The sequence below is a fragment of the Hongsoonwoonella zoysiae genome (assembly GCF_013266695.1).
Lineage (GTDB): Bacteria > Pseudomonadota > Alphaproteobacteria > Rhizobiales > Stappiaceae > Hongsoonwoonella > Hongsoonwoonella zoysiae.
Genome location: NZ_JABRXF010000002.1, coordinates 981739 through 994994 on the forward strand (window position 1 = coordinate 981739; position 13256 = coordinate 994994).

The following is a 13256-nucleotide window of genomic DNA, read 5'->3' on the forward strand; positions in this document are numbered from 1 at the left end:
GGGAGGAGATTCCATGCAGTTCAAATTCGGCGGGCGCCGCTTCATAAAGACATCGGCTATCGCGGCCACGGCGCTGGCGACAGTCACATTGGCGGTTCCGCAGGCCGGTGCCGCCGACGCGACGGGCGTCTGGTCACGGCCCAGCGGATCGTCGCGAATCCAGATTTCATCCTGCGGCAATGCGCTTTGCGGCAAGCTCGTATGGCTCAAGGAACCGCGCAACGACGTCAACAATCCGGATCCCGCCAAGCGTGGGAACCCGCTGCTGGGTACCGAGATCGTGCTCGGCATGAAGCCGACGGGCAAAGCGGACACTTGGAAGGGCAAGGTCTACAACGCCGAAGACGGCAAGACCTACACCGGATACATCACCTTGCACGGCAATTCGAAGATGGAGTTGGAGGGCTGCGTCCTTGGCGGCCTGATCTGCAAGGGCGAAACCTGGAGCCGCGTGAAGTAACTCCTCCGCAGAAGCACCAGAACGCGAAAGCCCCGCGCCTTTTCGGGACGCGGGGCTTTTTTTGATATTGGGGGTATGCCTGCGTCAGCTCGCGCGCTGGCCGAAGAGAACCGACTGCGCGTTCTTGTCGGCGGCAAGGTTCAGCTTCTCGCGCTCTTCCTTGCCCACCGCCAGGCCGCGCTGTACGGCCGGGCGTTCCATCAGCGCCGCCAGCCAGCGATTCACATTCGGGAAATCCTTTTCGATTTCCATTCCCTGGCGTTCCCAGCCCTTGGCCCAGCCGATGATCGCCATGTCGGCGATGGAATATTCGTCGGCCACATAGTCGCGGCCTTCAAGCTGCTTGTTCAGCACGCCGTAGAGACGATGGGTCTCGTTGAGGTAGCGATCCATGGCGTAGGGGATCTTTTCCGGCGCATAAATGCGGAAGTGGTGGTTCTGGCCCAGCATCGGGCCGAAGCCGCCCATCTGCCACATCAGCCATTCTTCCACCTTCACGCGAGCGCGCTCGTCGGTGGGGTAGAACTTGCCGAACTTGCGGCCAAGGTACTGCAGGATCGCGCCGGATTCGAACACCGAGATCGGCTCGCCGCCCGGCCCTTCCGGATCGACGATCGCCGGCATACGGTTGTTCGGGGCAATCGCCAGAAATTCCGGCTTGAACTGGTCGCCCGCACCGATGTTGACGAGCTTCAGATCATACGGAACGCCGAGTTCTTCCAGCATGATCGAGATTTTCCAGCCGTTCGGCGTCGGCCAGTAGTGAAGTTCGATCGGCTTGGTCTGAGTTACGGTCATGCGCTGGTCCTCGATTTCAAAACGGCTAGCCGGCCGCACCCGGTGTCGGCGGAAATTGCGTTCCGGGCGGGCGTTCGTTCATGAACTAGGGTCAATATCGTTCACGTGCAATCAACTCATGGCGACGCAACTGCATTCATCGCCGAAACGGAACGATAGGCTAAGTGCTCAGAACTCCAGGGCCGCCACCACCGGCATGTCAAAGCATCAGCTTGAAGCCGACATGGCTCGGCACGAAGCCGTGGCGCTCATAGAAGCGGTGCGCGTCCACCCGCTCCCTGTTCGAGGTCAGTTGCACCATGCAGCAGTCGCGTTCGCGCGCCTTTTCGACCGCGAATTCCAGCATACGGCGACCGATTCCACGGCTGCGCTGATCTTCGCGAACATGCATGCTCTCGATCTGCGTACGCGGCCGCCCGCGAAAGGCAAGCCCGTCCATGGAGGTCAGCGTGAAGCAGCCGATAACGCCCTCATCCTCGTCCCGCGCCACATAGATGTGGGCATCCGGGCTCTCCGCGATCCGCCGGAACGCGGCGAGATAGGGCGAAAGGTCATCGCTCTCGGCACCGATGCGCACGCCGACGGCGCCTGCGTTCATGAGCGCAACGATCGCGGCAAGGTCGGCTTCGCCCGCCTGCTCGATCCTGACTGCGCTCATGTCCGCTTGCACCTCTCGTTGCCCTACTCCAGCCCGATCTTCTTTTTCAGAAGATCGTTCACGGCTTGCGGGTTGGCCTTGCCTTGCGAGGCCTTCATCACCTGGCCGACGAACCAACCGAGAAGCCCTGGCTTGTTTCGCGCCTGCTCCACCTTTTCCGGGTTGGCTTCCACGATCTCGTCGACAATCTTTTCGATCGCGCCAAGGTCGGTCACCTGCTTCATGCCCCGTTCCTCGACGAGTTTCGCAGGCTCCCCGCCTTCCGTCCACACGATCTCGAACAGGTCCTTGGCGATCTTGCCGGAAATCGTCCCGTCCTTGACGAGGTCGATGATCCCGCCGAGCTGGGCCGCCGAAACTGGGCTTGTCGCAAGCTCAAGGCCTTCCTTGTTGAGGCGCCCGAACAGCTCGTTGATCACCCAGTTTGCGGAAAGCTTCGCATCGCGGCCCTTCGCCACTTCCTCGAAGAAGTCTGCGGAAGCCTTTTCGATCACCAGGATGTCGGCGTCATAGGGCGTCAGCCCGTATTGATCGATGAAGCGGGCCTTCTTCTCGTCGGGCAGTTCCGGCAGCCCTTCAGCCAGCGCATCGACATAGGCCTGATCGAATTCGAGCGGCAGAAGGTCGGGATCGGGAAAATAGCGGTAGTCATGCGCTTCTTCCTTGGAACGCATGGACCGCGTCTCGCCCTTGCCCGGGTCGAACAGACGGGTTTCCTGGTCGATCTGGCCGCCATCCTCCAGAATGCCGATCTGCCGGCGCGCCTCGTATTCGATGGCCTGACCGACGAAGCGGATGGAGTTGACGTTCTTGATCTCGCAGCGCGTGCCGAATTCGCCGCCGGGCCTGCGCACGGAAACGTTCACGTCGGCGCGCATGGAGCCCTGATCCATGTTGCCGTCGCAGGTGCCGAGATAGCGCAGGATCATGCGCAGCTTGGTGAGATACGCCTTCGCCTCGTCGGCGGAGCGGATATCCGGCTTGGAGACGATCTCCATCAGCGCCACGCCGGAGCGGTTGAGGTCCACGAAAGACATCGTCGGGTGCTGGTCGTGCAGCGACTTGCCGGCGTCCTGTTCAAGGTGCAGGCGCTCAACGCCCACCTCCACCTGTTCGTCGGGCATGTCGAGCAGGATCTTGCCCTCGCCCACGATCGGCTGCTTGAACTGGGAAATCTGGTAGCCCTGCGGCAGGTCGGGATAGAAGTAGTTCTTGCGGTCGAAGACGGATTTCAGGTTGATCTCGGCCTTCAGGCCAAGGCCGGTGCGGATCGCCTGTTTCACGCATTCCTCGTTGATGACGGGCAGCATGCCCGGCATCGCCGCGTCGACAAGGCTCACATTGTTGTTGGGCTCGGATCCGAACTCGGTCGAGGCGCCGGAGAAGAGCTTGGCGTGAGAGGTCACCTGGGCGTGAACCTCCATGCCGATGACCATTTCCCAGTCGCCGGTCGCCCCTTTCAGAAACTTCTTCGGGTCGGGTGTCCTTGTATCGACGATCGACATCGCGAGCCTTTTTCCTGTCTAGCATTGCGCATCGACTGTTCGCGGGCGGTCGGCCGCGAGTTCGATTACGCGGAAAATCACATTTGCTGTTGGGTAGTCGGTTGGGCGGTTCGCCGCAAGGCCTTCTTGCAGGCCGCCGCCACAAATCGCGGCGCGATCACGCCCGCCATCGCCCTCTCACACCGCTTTCGCGGCAATCATGGTGGCGCATTGGGGAACGACGAGAGCCTCGCCCTGCCGGTACGCCGCGCATTCCGCGATGACGTCGTCCACGATTCTTTGCATGACGGCGTCCCCCCTTTCGGCGACCGAAGGGCCAATGGGGTTTCCCATGATCTCCTTGGGAATACCGCGCTGCGGGTCCTTTATCACGCGATCGATCGCGATCGTCTCGATTTCGGGCTTCGAATATCCGCAGCGCGCAAGCATGCCGGGAAGCATCTGTCCGACATCATGGTCGAAAGGCGAAACCGACCGGCGCGCCACATCCGCCGAAACATGCTTGTGAAGCGCTCTCGCCAATGCTTTGAAGAAGGGGCTGGTGCCCGCCCAGATCGTCAGCAGAAGCTTGCCGCCGGGCTCTGTCACCCGCCTCATCTCCTTGAGTGCCGCTTCCCCGTCCGGGAAAAACTGCAGGCCCTGCTGGCATATGACAAGGGTGAAGCTGCAATCGTCGAAGGGAAGTTTCTGCACGTCGCCCACATGCCATTCAAGCCTGCCTTGCAGGTCTTTGGTGATCGAGCGGGCGTGTTCGATCATCCCCTCGTTCAGATCGATGCCGACGATCCGCGTCACCGGGCCGAAGCGGTCGAGGATCGTCCGTACCACGATACCCGTCCCGCAGGCGACGTCGAGAACGCGATCGTCTGGTGCGACCGGTATTCTGTCCAGCGTGGCGCGGGCCAGCGGGCCGAAGATCGAGGAAACCTTCTGTTCCTCGTAGATCGCGGCCGCATCGGCGGTCAGCTGAAATGCATCGCGTGTCATGGCGGCGCTTCCGTGTGACCTGGGCAAGGCGTCATGATAGCCCGAAAACGGGCGCAACGCCGCAGCATTCGCGGGTCAGCTCGCCGGGCGCTGTCGCAATATGAAGCCGATGATCGCGGCGACCGCCTCGAAAAGTTCGGGCGGAATTTCCTCGTCAAGCTTCAGCATGGAAAGCGCTTCGACCAGAACCGGGTCCTCCTCGATGTGGACACCATGCGCCCGCGCGCTCTCGATGATCTTTTCGGCGAGTTCGCCCTCGCCCTTCGCCGTCACCTTCGGCGTTCCGGCATTGTCGTATTGCAGGGCGACGGCTTTCGCTGGCAGCGCCCTTTCCTCCCCCCCGCTCATGACAGCGTATCCACAAGCTGGCCGGAAAGGGCCGGCGGGTCGCTCGGCCGCCCGTGAACGAGCCGGAAGTCCTCCACATGCAGCCCCATGCGGGCAAGGTCCTCGCGCACGGCCTGAGCATCGCCGCGCATGTGCTGCAGCGTGGCGGCCCGCTCCACCCACAGCGTGACGAAGAGCCGCTTGCCGTCGAGCCCGACCATCGCTTCCACCGCGCCGATTTCGTCAAGGTCGACGGCAAACCTCAGCCGCCATGCCGGGTGTGTGTCCTCCGGCGTCGTTCCTTCCGCCTCGTCGCGGCCGATCTGCATGGAAAGGATCGCCGTCTCCCCGCCAAGTGCCAGCGGCAGTTCGAATGTGACGTCGAGCGGCGCCGTCCCGCGCGCGCCATCCGCCTCGCCCATCGCGCCCAGGGCTGCGAGGGCGGAAAGCCGCAGGCGGGCGAGGCTTGCGTCCGTCTGGCCCAGAAGCAGCGCGATCAGGCCCTGGCTGTCGCCCGCGTTGAGCGCCTGGTAGATCCCGTAAGGCGTCGCGGCTTTCGGTTGCCCGCGCGGGTGACGGGCAAGGCTCGGCAGGTCCGGCGCATCCGCTTCCGGCGCACGCGGTTGACCGCCGGAGGACGAAAGCGCCTCGCGCAACGACAATAGCCCGGCGCGCAGGCCCGCCGGTCCACCGCCCTTGCGCGAGAAAACGCCGGAGCGTTCGCTCGCCTTCTTCAGGCTCTTGCCGTCAAGGCCGTTGTGGCCGGAAAGTCTCAGGCCCAGAAGTGCCGCGATCGTGCTTTGCACGTTCGCCGGCAAGCCGGCCCCGCCCGCCTGCTGGATCGCGGAAAGGCTCGCGAAAAGTGTCGCCAGTCCAATCTGCTGCGCCGCCGTGCGCGCGAAATCCGCCTGCGCTACTTGCGCAACTTGCGCTTTCGCAAATGCCGCTCCCGCCGCTTGTCCTTGCGCGTTTGCGGCCTGTCCGGCTCCATTTTCCGCCGGCAACGGCTGTAATTGATAGCGCGGGCCGTCCGGCCCTCGTCCCACGGTCACCTGCACCCGGCTTCCCGTCGGCAGCAGCGTCGCGCTTTCAACGTCAAGCTGAAATCCATTGGCCGCGAGCCTCAGCGTATTCTGCCCCAGATGCCTTGCGACGCGGGCCACGAACGTGTCGCCGATCTCAAGCCGCGCCACACGCTCCGACGGCGAGACCGGCACAACCCCGAACGGTGACGAAATGCGTGTGACCAAGCGGGACGTCCTTCCGATTCGCAAAACAAGCCAACCCGGCCATCATGCCGGATTTCCGCGATTCCCGCACCCCCACGCCTTACATCTCTTCATGCGCATTTGATCGAAGTCAAGGAAATGGTTTTGCCTGTAACTATTCTGACTCCCTCGAATCCCTGCCCGTCGTCGCGGGCCGCGTTTTTCAAGAGGGGAAGCAAGATGGGCTATCTCGACAAGATGAACACACACGCCGCCCTGATGGGCCGGATGATGGAAACCGTGGGTGCGCTGGATCACATTCCCAATACGTTCCAGGCGGATATGCAGCTTCGCAAGGCCGCGACGCGCTGCTTGGGTTGTTCGCGGCCCGGCGAATGCGAGACCTGGCTTGCCGAGCATGAAGGCGGGGCCGACCGCGCGCCGGGCTATTGCCCGAACGCAGATCTCTTCGAGGAATGGAAGGCCGGAAGCTGACGCCTCCGGCAGACCGGACCCGCCCCTTCAACTGGCGGAAATTCCAGCCACCAGCGCGATGAACGCGACAAGGTGGATCAGCATGATCGCGCGGTCCTTCCAAAGAACGCCGACGGCGAACCAGCCGACCACGCCGATGACGAACAAGTAAACGTTTATCGGCGTGAAGCCGAAGCTGGTCGCACCATAGGCGAAGATCTGCAGGATGGACGACGCCCATTTGAGGAAAAACGTCAGCCTTTCCGTCCCTCCCGGTTCCGCTGCCTGAGCGTCAGACGGCACGTGTCATTCCCCCGTCGACGCGCAAGTTCTGGCCGGTCATATATCCCCCGCCGTCGGATGCCAGCCACGCGATGAGGGACGAGATTTCCTCCATCCTGCCATAGCGCCCCATGGGGATCTTGTCCCGCCGTTCGCCCTTTTCCGGCAGGCTGTCGATAAAGCCGGGCAGGACATTGTTCATGCGGATGTTGTCGCGTGCGTATTTGTCGGCAAAAAGCTTGGCGAATGCGGCAAGGCCCGCGCGAAACACGCCCGAGGTCGGAAAGTCCGGGTCCGGCTCGAAGGCCGCGAAGGTTGAAATATTGATGATCGAGCCTCCCCCTTGCGCCTGCATGATCGGGGTTACGAGGCGTGCCGGACGGATGACGTTCAAGAGATAGACATCCATACCGAGGTGCCAGTCCTCGTCGCCGATTTCCAGCACCTCTGCCTTGGGGCCATGGCCTGCGGAATTCACCAGCACATCCACCCTGCCCCAGCGCGCAACCGCCTGATCGACGAAGCGCTCCAGATCCTTCGGTTCGAGGTTCGATCCCGTCACGCCAAATCCGCCAAGCTCTGCTGCCTGCGTTTCGCCCTTGCCGGAGGAAGAAAGAATGCCGACGCGATAGCCGTCCCCCGCCAGGCGCCGGGCCGCATCCGCGCCCATGCCGCTGCCGCCCGCCGTTACCAGAGCCACTTTTTCTACAGTCATGTGAGATCTCGCTCGTTCGCTCGCATTCTGGCGTAAACGCCGCTAAAACTGACGTTGTTTTAGCAACTTCCGCTAAACCGGACGAACCAGTATCCCTGTTGAAAGCCTGTAGACATTCTACTGATGAATTCTTCCGACACCCCGCTTCCGCCGCTTAATTCGCTGCGCGCCTTCGAGGCTGCGGGTCGGCACCTAAACTTCCGCGCCGCAGCCGATGAGCTTGGCGTGACGCAAAGCTCGGTCGCCCAGCACGTGCGCGCGCTTGAGGCACGGCTCGATATCCGCCTCTTCACGCGCGAAGCCAGAGGCCTTGCGATGACGGATTCGGGCCGGCTCTATCACCGGCACATCGCAAATGCGTTCCGGGAAATACAGGAGGCGACCGCGCTCCTGCGCCCCCGGCCTTCCGGCGTGACGATCAGCGTCACGCCCACCTTCGCCTCGAAATGGTTGATCAACCGCCTGCCGGAGTTTACCGCCGCCCATCCCGACATCGATCTTCGCGTGCTGGCGACGGAAGCCGTCATGAGCTTCCGTGCGGACGGCATCGACCTTGCGGTCAGGCAGGGAAACCCGCCCTTCGGCGCAAGCCTCGATGCTGCACTTCTTTTTCCTCAAGCGATCGTCGCCGTCTGTTCGCCCTCTCTCCTGCATGAGGGCGAAACCGAGATGACGCTTGAGCGGCTATCGGAACTCGTGCTGTTCGACACGCATGATCTCTGGCCCCGCTTTCTCGCAAAAGCCTTCGGCAAGAAAAGCGATGCCCGGCTCAAAGGCGTTCGCTTCAACCAGACGACCTTGAGCATCGACGCCGCCCTTGCAGGCCAGGGCGTGGCGCTCGCAAGCCGTTTTCTTGTCGAACGGGAACTGGCATCGGGCAGGCTCGTCCAGCCGATCAAGGCGGAAATACACGGCGGGCAGGATTTCCACCTCCTGTCGCTCAAGGATCCGCCGAAGCCGGTCCGCATCGTCAGGGACTGGCTCTTGAGCCATCGCGATTGAGGCTCAACCTTCAATAGCGGCCACCTGCCGTGCGAGGGCGGGCTGCGTGTCAGGCAAAGCGCGCGCCCACGCCGGCAGAGAGCCCTCTTCCGCCGTCACTGGAGCGCTTGTCCTGAAAGCGGGATCGCATTCGTGGACCAAGAATTCGCTCCAGCATCGATATCCTGCGGTCGGCTTAGGGAGCCGGAGTTAACTCGCATGTCTTTGGTCCGCGAAATCCGAGCTGGATTTCGCGGGATATGCGCCAGGAACGCCCGCGCCTGGTTCCAGTCGAAATTTACAGAGCGCCAATTCATGCAAATTCGTATATCAACGTTACGTAATTCAGCAATTTCTCACCTGACGCTTCAGTGTTCGAGCGTGGTCCGGAGATAAACCATGCCAAACAAATTTTATCCTGTGCTGAACCGGGCATCGACGCTGATGCAGCTATGCATCGTTGCCACCGCGCTTGTCTGGCTTGCCGGCGGAAATTACCTGTGGTTTGCCGTCGGCCTTGCCTGCGCCGCGCTCGCTTGCCTGCCCGGCGTTTGCCTTGAGGACCTCGGGCTGCGAACGGCGAGCGGCCTTTGCGCGACGTCCCTCCTTTTCGCGCATGTCGTCTTCGGCATGCAGGCAAATCTCTATGAGACGTCGCAAGTCTACGACAAGCTCATGCATGCCCTGGGTTCCGGCGCCATCACGGCACTGGTGATCTTCGCCATGCTGAAATTTTCCAGCCGAGAGGGCGTGTGTCTTCCCTTGCCGCTTTTCACGTGCCTTGTTCTGGCTACCGCCGTCAGTCTCGGCACAATCTGGGAAGTGTTCGAGTTTGCCATAGATCGCACGGGTCTGTTCCGTTCGCAGCGCGGCCTGACGGACACGATGCTCGACCTGATCGCCAATGCCGGTGGCGCATTGACCGCCACGGCCATCTTCGCCGCTCTGTTCAAGTTCCGGGACCGCGCAGCCGCATACAACATTGATGGCGGCTGAATCGTCCCTGCCTCCCATCGAGACAACACAATGCAAAAAGCCGAGAAATTCTGGGACAAGGCCTCCAGGAGATACGCGAAGTCTCCCGTCAAGAACATGGAAGCCTACAACCGCACCATGGAGCGGACGAAGTTCTACCTCTCGAAGGAGGATGACGTTCTCGAGGTCGGCTGCGGTGCGGGTTCCACCGCCCTCCTCCTCGCCGATCAGGCAAGGCGCATCACCGCAACCGACATTTCATCTGAAATGATACGGATTGCCGAAGACAAGGCGAAGGCTCAAGGCGTTGAAAACGCTGAGTTCATTTGCGCGGAAATCTTCGAGGATGCTCTCGGCAAGGGTCCGTTCGACGTGGCGCTGCCCTTCAACCTCCTGCATCTCGTGGAAGATGCACCGGCGGCCATTCGCAGGATACGCGGGCTGCTCAAGCCCGGCGGCCTTTTCATCTCCAAGACGGTATGTCTCGGCGGGCACAGCCGGCTGTTGCGCTATGTCATTCCGGCGATGCAGGCTATCGGCCTCGCGCCATACGTCAGTTACCTGACGGCGGCCGGGCTGGCGTCGATCATCCGTGAGGAAGGGTTCGAAATCATAGAGACCGGCAATTATCCGGCAAAGCCGCCGCGCCCCTTCATCGTCGCGAAGAAGGTGTGAGCCCGTCTTGATCGAAGCGCAAATCAGCGCCCTTCGGCCTGCCGTGCGTAGTCGTCGGCGTCGAACCATCCGAGCGAGGATTTGACCTTCAGGTCGTCGTCCAGCTCCCATTCCTCCCAGCCGCGCACTTTCAGCCGGTTGCCGCTTGCGGCGTGAGTGCCGGTGAACGTCCAGACGTAGACGGCGTGCGTGCCTGCGCAGCGTATCTCGTCGCAGGTCAGGAAAAGATCGGGAACATCGGCATAAAAGCCTGCCGCCATATCCTCAATCCCGGCGCGGCCTTCCCATGGCGCGCCGCGATTGATGCTGATCTGGCCGTCCTTGGCATAAAAGGAGGCGACCGCTTCGGGCGCTTTGGAATTCCAGGCCTGGGTATAGGCTTCGGCCATCCTGGCGACGGCATCGGGATCGAGGGACATTCGCATTCCTCCGGTCTTGCGCGCCGTCGCCGACGCTTGCGGTCAAATGCATTCCGCCCGGCCGGATTGCCGGACTTGCACCCTCACTTTAACGTTGCGTTACCGATACGGCCAGAACGCCCTCCGGCGCGCTTCAGTTTCTCCCGATGACCTGGCGCCGGAGCGCGAAGACGATAGCCGCGACAAGGCTCGCGCCGATCCAGCGCGCTGGAAACACGGCAAGCGCTCCGCCCTCGTATCCGCCAACGGGTGGGATGCCGGCAAGGTTTATCGCAATGTCCAGGATCAGGCTCGTGACCGCGGCGGCGAACCCCGCGATCACGATCTTGCGCTTCTGGTCGGCATACCAGCCAAGCACCCCTCCAATGGCGAGCGCGAACGGGTTAAGCATGCCGGCAAGGCCGAGAAGAACGATATAGGCGTGTGCTGGGTCGGTCATGTGACGCGTTTTATCCCAGAGATATCCGGATTGCGAGCGGCGCAAGCGTCATTTCCGGTGCAATGATGCCGCGCTTGCGGGCGGCGGCGGCGCTCGGCCCGCGCCGAAACCGGGTGGTCAGTCCGCCAGCGCCGCGTGGACGGCAGGCAGCCGCACCGAAAGCATGGCGCCTGCGCCGTCCGGGCGGTTGCGCGCTTCGATCCGCCCTCCGTGACGCTCGACGATCAGGCGCGTGATCCAAAGGCCGAGCCCGGTCGATTGCCCGCTGGCTTGCGCCCGCGAGGAAAGGCGCGTGAACGGGTTGAAGGCGCGCGCAAGATCCGAGGCGGTAAAGCCCGGCCCCTCGTCGCCGATGTGCACATAGACGCCGCCGTCGCCCGTCGGGCCCGCTTCGCAGATCACCGTGCCGCCGGCGCGTGTATGCTTGATGGCGTTGCCGATCAGATTGTCGAAGGCCTCGAACAGCAACTGCTGGTCGCCCAGTACGGAGACGGGCTCGACCGCCCTGCAGAGGAAGCCGATCGACCGGCGGCGCGCAAGCGGCTGGTTGACGGATACCGCCAGCTGGAGGATCTCCAGCGGGTCGACGAGCCTCAGTTCGCACGCCAGCGGATCGCGCCCTTCGCGGGCACGCCAGAGCACGGCGCCCAGCATCTTGTTCAGTTGCCGGATGATCCCTTCTGCCTTTGCGGCATTGCGGGCGATGCGGGGCTGCGTTTGCGCCTGCAGGTTTTGCGAGATGTCCTCGACAAGGATGGCGAGGTTCGCAAGCGGCCCGCGAAGGTCGTGCGCGACGATCGAAAGGGCGTTGCCGTAGGCGTCGTGACCGGGTCCGCGGGCGGGTATGTCGCGTTCGCCCGGGTCTTCGCGAAGCTGCATTGCCGGGTGAATGTCGCCTGCATCCTGCACATTGAACTGATCGGTAAACATCGGGCTCCCCCCTCTTTCGAAATCGCGGGTGATATCTGGCTGGCCGGCTCGATCAGGGGCCGGGTTCGCAAAGGCCGGCATGTCTTTCCGGCCACGGCCCGGATGGCCGGTAAATCTGGCGCCGCTCTTCGTCGAGGGGCGGAAACGGCGGGCGAAACATGTCGCGAACTCCCTCTTCAGGAAAATTGGCGCCCCGGCCAGGGAGGGGAGGCAGGAGGGGCTGCCGGCCGGGGCGCACGGGGCGATCCGGTCGTCAGATCGCCCATTTCAGCCGCGTGGCGGCGGCAAGGGATGCGATTGCCGCGCAGCCGGCGGGAAGCGTGCAGGCCATGGCAAGCGCGGCGGCCTCACCATCGAGGATCGATTGAACGTCAAGAACGAAGGACAAGGCGCCTGCGAGCGCGGCCGGATTGACGGACACCGGGATCATGGTCGTCGTCGGCATTGCGCAATCCTCCGCTTGATCTCCTCAGGGTGAACCGTTCTGTTCACTTTCCGTAAATGTACCGATCTGTACTTTTTCGTCAACCTGTTTTTTAGTTTTTCCGTAGAGTTTGCCTGCTCAAAAATGAAATCAAGCGTGATTTCATACAGTTGAAATGCAATTTCTTGCCAATTTTTCGCTGCTGGACTATACTGATCGGTAAATTAAAGGAATTGAAAATGCGACAGACGAAACGCGACGAACTTGTCCGCAAGGCGTTGGACATCTTCTACCGGAACGGGTTCCACGCCACGGGCATGGATATGCTGGTGGCCGAGACCGGCATCTCCAAGACGTCCATGTACAAGCACTTCCGCACGAAGGAGGAGTTGATCCTTGCCGCCCTCAGGCTTCGCGACGAAAATTTCAGGAACTGGCTGTTCCGGCGGATGGACGAACTCGGCAATACGCCGCGCGAAAAGCTCATCGCGATTTTCGACGCCCTGGAAGAATGGTTCGCCCTGCGCGAGTTCCGGGGCTGCATGTTCATCAAGGCGAGCGCCGAATATCAGGATCGGGAACACCCGATCCATTCTCAGTCGGCGGAGCACAAGCGGCTTCTTCTCGAGCATTTCAAGAGCATCTGCGCGCAGGCCGGCGCCGCCGCGCCGGGCGATCTTGCCCGCCAGATCCTTATCCTCAAGGAAGGCGCGATCGTGATGGCCGTCCTCGGGCAGGGTTGCGATGCCGCGCGCGATGCCAAACTCGCGGCACAAACCCTCCTCGCCTCCGCCCTGCCCGGCAATTGACGCTCGTTCTTTGGTCGAGACGTTGAGGATAGGAGGTCATCAGCACGCCGGTGCGGTTCTGGGAAGCTCGAAACATGGACAAACGGCCGGAGTGGGGCCGGGAGGAGACCGTCGACTTCCGGAAACGGCCCCATTGAAGCGGACATTCTCATTCATCAAGTCGACGCAAATTTCCGGCCCATTACCTGAA

The 13256-nt window shown here is 62.3% G+C and carries 18 protein-coding genes; 6 read left to right on the forward strand and 12 right to left on the reverse strand.

Features of this window, described 5'->3' with window-relative positions:
* The first annotated feature begins 13 nt into the window (after window positions 1-13).
* Window positions 14-460 (forward strand): DUF2147 domain-containing protein, encoded by a 447-nt coding sequence (locus tag HPQ64_RS15700; RefSeq protein ID WP_172889437.1) that lies wholly within the window; start codon window positions 14-16, stop codon window positions 458-460.
* Window positions 461-544: 84 nt separating this feature from the next.
* On the opposite strand, the gene HPQ64_RS15705 is transcribed toward HPQ64_RS15700, so the two are convergent.
* The 6 genes from HPQ64_RS15705 to fliK form a co-directional block, all read right to left on the reverse strand.
* Complete coding sequence (locus HPQ64_RS15705) at window positions 545-1258, reverse strand: glutathione S-transferase N-terminal domain-containing protein (protein ID WP_172889438.1); 714 nt, start codon at window positions 1256-1258, stop codon at window positions 545-547.
* Between the two features lie 199 nt (window positions 1259-1457).
* Window positions 1458-1916: a GNAT family N-acetyltransferase gene (locus tag HPQ64_RS15710; RefSeq protein WP_172889439.1), complete on the reverse strand. Its 459-nt coding sequence runs from the start codon at window positions 1914-1916 to the stop codon at window positions 1458-1460.
* 23 nt (window positions 1917-1939) lie between these two features.
* The gene (gene gatB, locus HPQ64_RS15715; RefSeq protein ID WP_172889440.1) at window positions 1940-3421 is read right to left on the reverse strand and encodes an Asp-tRNA(Asn)/Glu-tRNA(Gln) amidotransferase subunit GatB; all 1482 of its coding nucleotides are present in this window, start codon (window positions 3419-3421) and stop codon (window positions 1940-1942) included.
* 177 nt (window positions 3422-3598) lie between these two features.
* Window positions 3599-4408 carry a class I SAM-dependent methyltransferase gene (locus HPQ64_RS15720; RefSeq protein ID WP_172889441.1) on the reverse strand — a complete coding sequence of 270 codons (810 nt, stop codon included), beginning with the start codon at window positions 4406-4408 and terminating at the stop codon, window positions 3599-3601.
* Window positions 4409-4483: 75 nt separating this feature from the next.
* Window positions 4484-4756 carry an EscU/YscU/HrcU family type III secretion system export apparatus switch protein gene (locus HPQ64_RS15725; protein ID WP_172889442.1) on the reverse strand — a complete coding sequence of 91 codons (273 nt, stop codon included), beginning with the start codon at window positions 4754-4756 and terminating at the stop codon, window positions 4484-4486.
* Window positions 4753-5985, reverse strand: a complete 1233-nt coding sequence (gene fliK / locus HPQ64_RS15730; protein ID WP_172889443.1) for a flagellar hook-length control protein FliK — start codon at window positions 5983-5985, stop codon at window positions 4753-4755. The genes HPQ64_RS15725 and fliK overlap by 4 nt, the downstream gene beginning before the upstream one ends.
* A 198-nt stretch (window positions 5986-6183) precedes the next feature.
* Here fliK and HPQ64_RS15735 point away from each other — a divergent pair, with 198 nt between their 5' ends.
* Entirely contained in the window at window positions 6184-6438 is a 255-nt protein-coding gene (locus HPQ64_RS15735; protein ID WP_172889444.1) for a DUF6455 family protein, read from the forward strand.
* 27 nt (window positions 6439-6465) lie between these two features.
* On the opposite strand, the gene HPQ64_RS15740 is transcribed toward HPQ64_RS15735, so the two are convergent.
* Window positions 6466-6720, reverse strand: a complete 255-nt coding sequence (locus HPQ64_RS15740; protein ID WP_172889445.1) for a DUF6552 family protein — start codon at window positions 6718-6720, stop codon at window positions 6466-6468.
* Entirely contained in the window at window positions 6710-7414 is a 705-nt protein-coding gene (locus tag HPQ64_RS15745) for an SDR family oxidoreductase (protein ID WP_172889446.1), read from the reverse strand. Before HPQ64_RS15745 ends, HPQ64_RS15740 begins: the two co-directional genes overlap by 11 nt.
* A 123-nt stretch (window positions 7415-7537) precedes the next feature.
* Between HPQ64_RS15745 and HPQ64_RS15750 the strand changes: the two genes are divergently transcribed.
* The 3 genes from HPQ64_RS15750 (at window position 7538) to HPQ64_RS15760 (ending at window position 10045) form a co-directional block, all read left to right on the forward strand.
* Window positions 7538-8416, forward strand: a complete 879-nt coding sequence (locus HPQ64_RS15750; protein ID WP_172889447.1) for a LysR substrate-binding domain-containing protein — start codon at window positions 7538-7540, stop codon at window positions 8414-8416.
* 378 nt (window positions 8417-8794) lie between these two features.
* Entirely contained in the window at window positions 8795-9391 is a 597-nt protein-coding gene (locus HPQ64_RS15755) for a DUF2238 domain-containing protein (protein ID WP_172889448.1), read from the forward strand.
* Between the two features lie 30 nt (window positions 9392-9421).
* Window positions 9422-10045 (forward strand): class I SAM-dependent methyltransferase, encoded by a 624-nt coding sequence (locus HPQ64_RS15760; protein ID WP_172889449.1) that lies wholly within the window; start codon window positions 9422-9424, stop codon window positions 10043-10045.
* Window positions 10046-10068: 23 nt separating this feature from the next.
* On the opposite strand, the gene HPQ64_RS15765 is transcribed toward HPQ64_RS15760, so the two are convergent.
* The 4 genes from HPQ64_RS15765 to HPQ64_RS15780 all read right to left on the reverse strand — a co-directional run bounded on the left by HPQ64_RS15765 (window position 10069) and on the right by HPQ64_RS15780 (window position 12278).
* Window positions 10069-10464, reverse strand: coding sequence for an ester cyclase (locus tag HPQ64_RS15765; protein ID WP_172889450.1), 396 nt, complete (start codon window positions 10462-10464; stop codon window positions 10069-10071).
* 133 nt (window positions 10465-10597) lie between these two features.
* Complete coding sequence (locus HPQ64_RS15770) at window positions 10598-10903, reverse strand: phosphatidylglycerophosphatase (protein ID WP_172889451.1); 306 nt, start codon at window positions 10901-10903, stop codon at window positions 10598-10600.
* Between the two features lie 117 nt (window positions 10904-11020).
* Window positions 11021-11833, reverse strand: coding sequence for a sensor histidine kinase (locus tag HPQ64_RS15775; RefSeq protein ID WP_172889452.1), 813 nt, complete (start codon window positions 11831-11833; stop codon window positions 11021-11023).
* A 253-nt stretch (window positions 11834-12086) separates the two neighbouring features.
* Window positions 12087-12278 (reverse strand): hypothetical protein, encoded by a 192-nt coding sequence (locus HPQ64_RS15780; RefSeq protein WP_172889453.1) that lies wholly within the window; start codon window positions 12276-12278, stop codon window positions 12087-12089.
* A gap of 218 nt (window positions 12279-12496) precedes the next feature.
* Between HPQ64_RS15780 and HPQ64_RS15785 the strand changes: the two genes are divergently transcribed.
* Window positions 12497-13066 carry a TetR/AcrR family transcriptional regulator gene (locus HPQ64_RS15785; protein WP_172889454.1) on the forward strand — a complete coding sequence of 190 codons (570 nt, stop codon included), beginning with the start codon at window positions 12497-12499 and terminating at the stop codon, window positions 13064-13066.
* The last annotated feature ends 190 nt before the right edge of the window (window positions 13067-13256 follow it).

Coding starts and splice junctions, on each gene's coding strand:
- HPQ64_RS15735 (WP_172889444.1), top strand. CDS start 6,184: ATGGGCTATCTCGACAAGATGAACACACACGCCGCCCTGATGGGCCGG.
- HPQ64_RS15785 (WP_172889454.1), top strand. CDS start 12,497: ATGCGACAGACGAAACGCGACGAACTTGTCCGCAAGGCGTTGGACATC.
- HPQ64_RS15700 (WP_172889437.1), top strand. CDS start 14: ATGCAGTTCAAATTCGGCGGGCGCCGCTTCATAAAGACATCGGCTATC.
- HPQ64_RS15725 (WP_172889442.1), bottom strand. CDS start 4,756: ATGAGCGGGGGGGAGGAAAGGGCGCTGCCAGCGAAAGCCGTCGCCCTG.
- HPQ64_RS15720 (WP_172889441.1), bottom strand. CDS start 4,408: ATGACACGCGATGCATTTCAGCTGACCGCCGATGCGGCCGCGATCTAC.
- HPQ64_RS15765 (WP_172889450.1), bottom strand. CDS start 10,464: ATGTCCCTCGATCCCGATGCCGTCGCCAGGATGGCCGAAGCCTATACC.
- HPQ64_RS15705 (WP_172889438.1), bottom strand. CDS start 1,258: ATGACCGTAACTCAGACCAAGCCGATCGAACTTCACTACTGGCCGACG.
- HPQ64_RS15775 (WP_172889452.1), bottom strand. CDS start 11,833: ATGTTTACCGATCAGTTCAATGTGCAGGATGCAGGCGACATTCACCCG.
- HPQ64_RS15780 (WP_172889453.1), bottom strand. CDS start 12,278: ATGCCGACGACGACCATGATCCCGGTGTCCGTCAATCCGGCCGCGCTC.
- HPQ64_RS15760 (WP_172889449.1), top strand. CDS start 9,422: ATGCAAAAAGCCGAGAAATTCTGGGACAAGGCCTCCAGGAGATACGCG.
- gatB (WP_172889440.1), bottom strand. CDS start 3,421: ATGTCGATCGTCGATACAAGGACACCCGACCCGAAGAAGTTTCTGAAA.
- HPQ64_RS15750 (WP_172889447.1), top strand. CDS start 7,538: ATGAATTCTTCCGACACCCCGCTTCCGCCGCTTAATTCGCTGCGCGCC.
- HPQ64_RS15770 (WP_172889451.1), bottom strand. CDS start 10,903: ATGACCGACCCAGCACACGCCTATATCGTTCTTCTCGGCCTTGCCGGC.
- HPQ64_RS15745 (WP_172889446.1), bottom strand. CDS start 7,414: ATGACTGTAGAAAAAGTGGCTCTGGTAACGGCGGGCGGCAGCGGCATG.
- HPQ64_RS15755 (WP_172889448.1), top strand. CDS start 8,795: ATGCCAAACAAATTTTATCCTGTGCTGAACCGGGCATCGACGCTGATG.
- HPQ64_RS15710 (WP_172889439.1), bottom strand. CDS start 1,916: ATGAGCGCAGTCAGGATCGAGCAGGCGGGCGAAGCCGACCTTGCCGCG.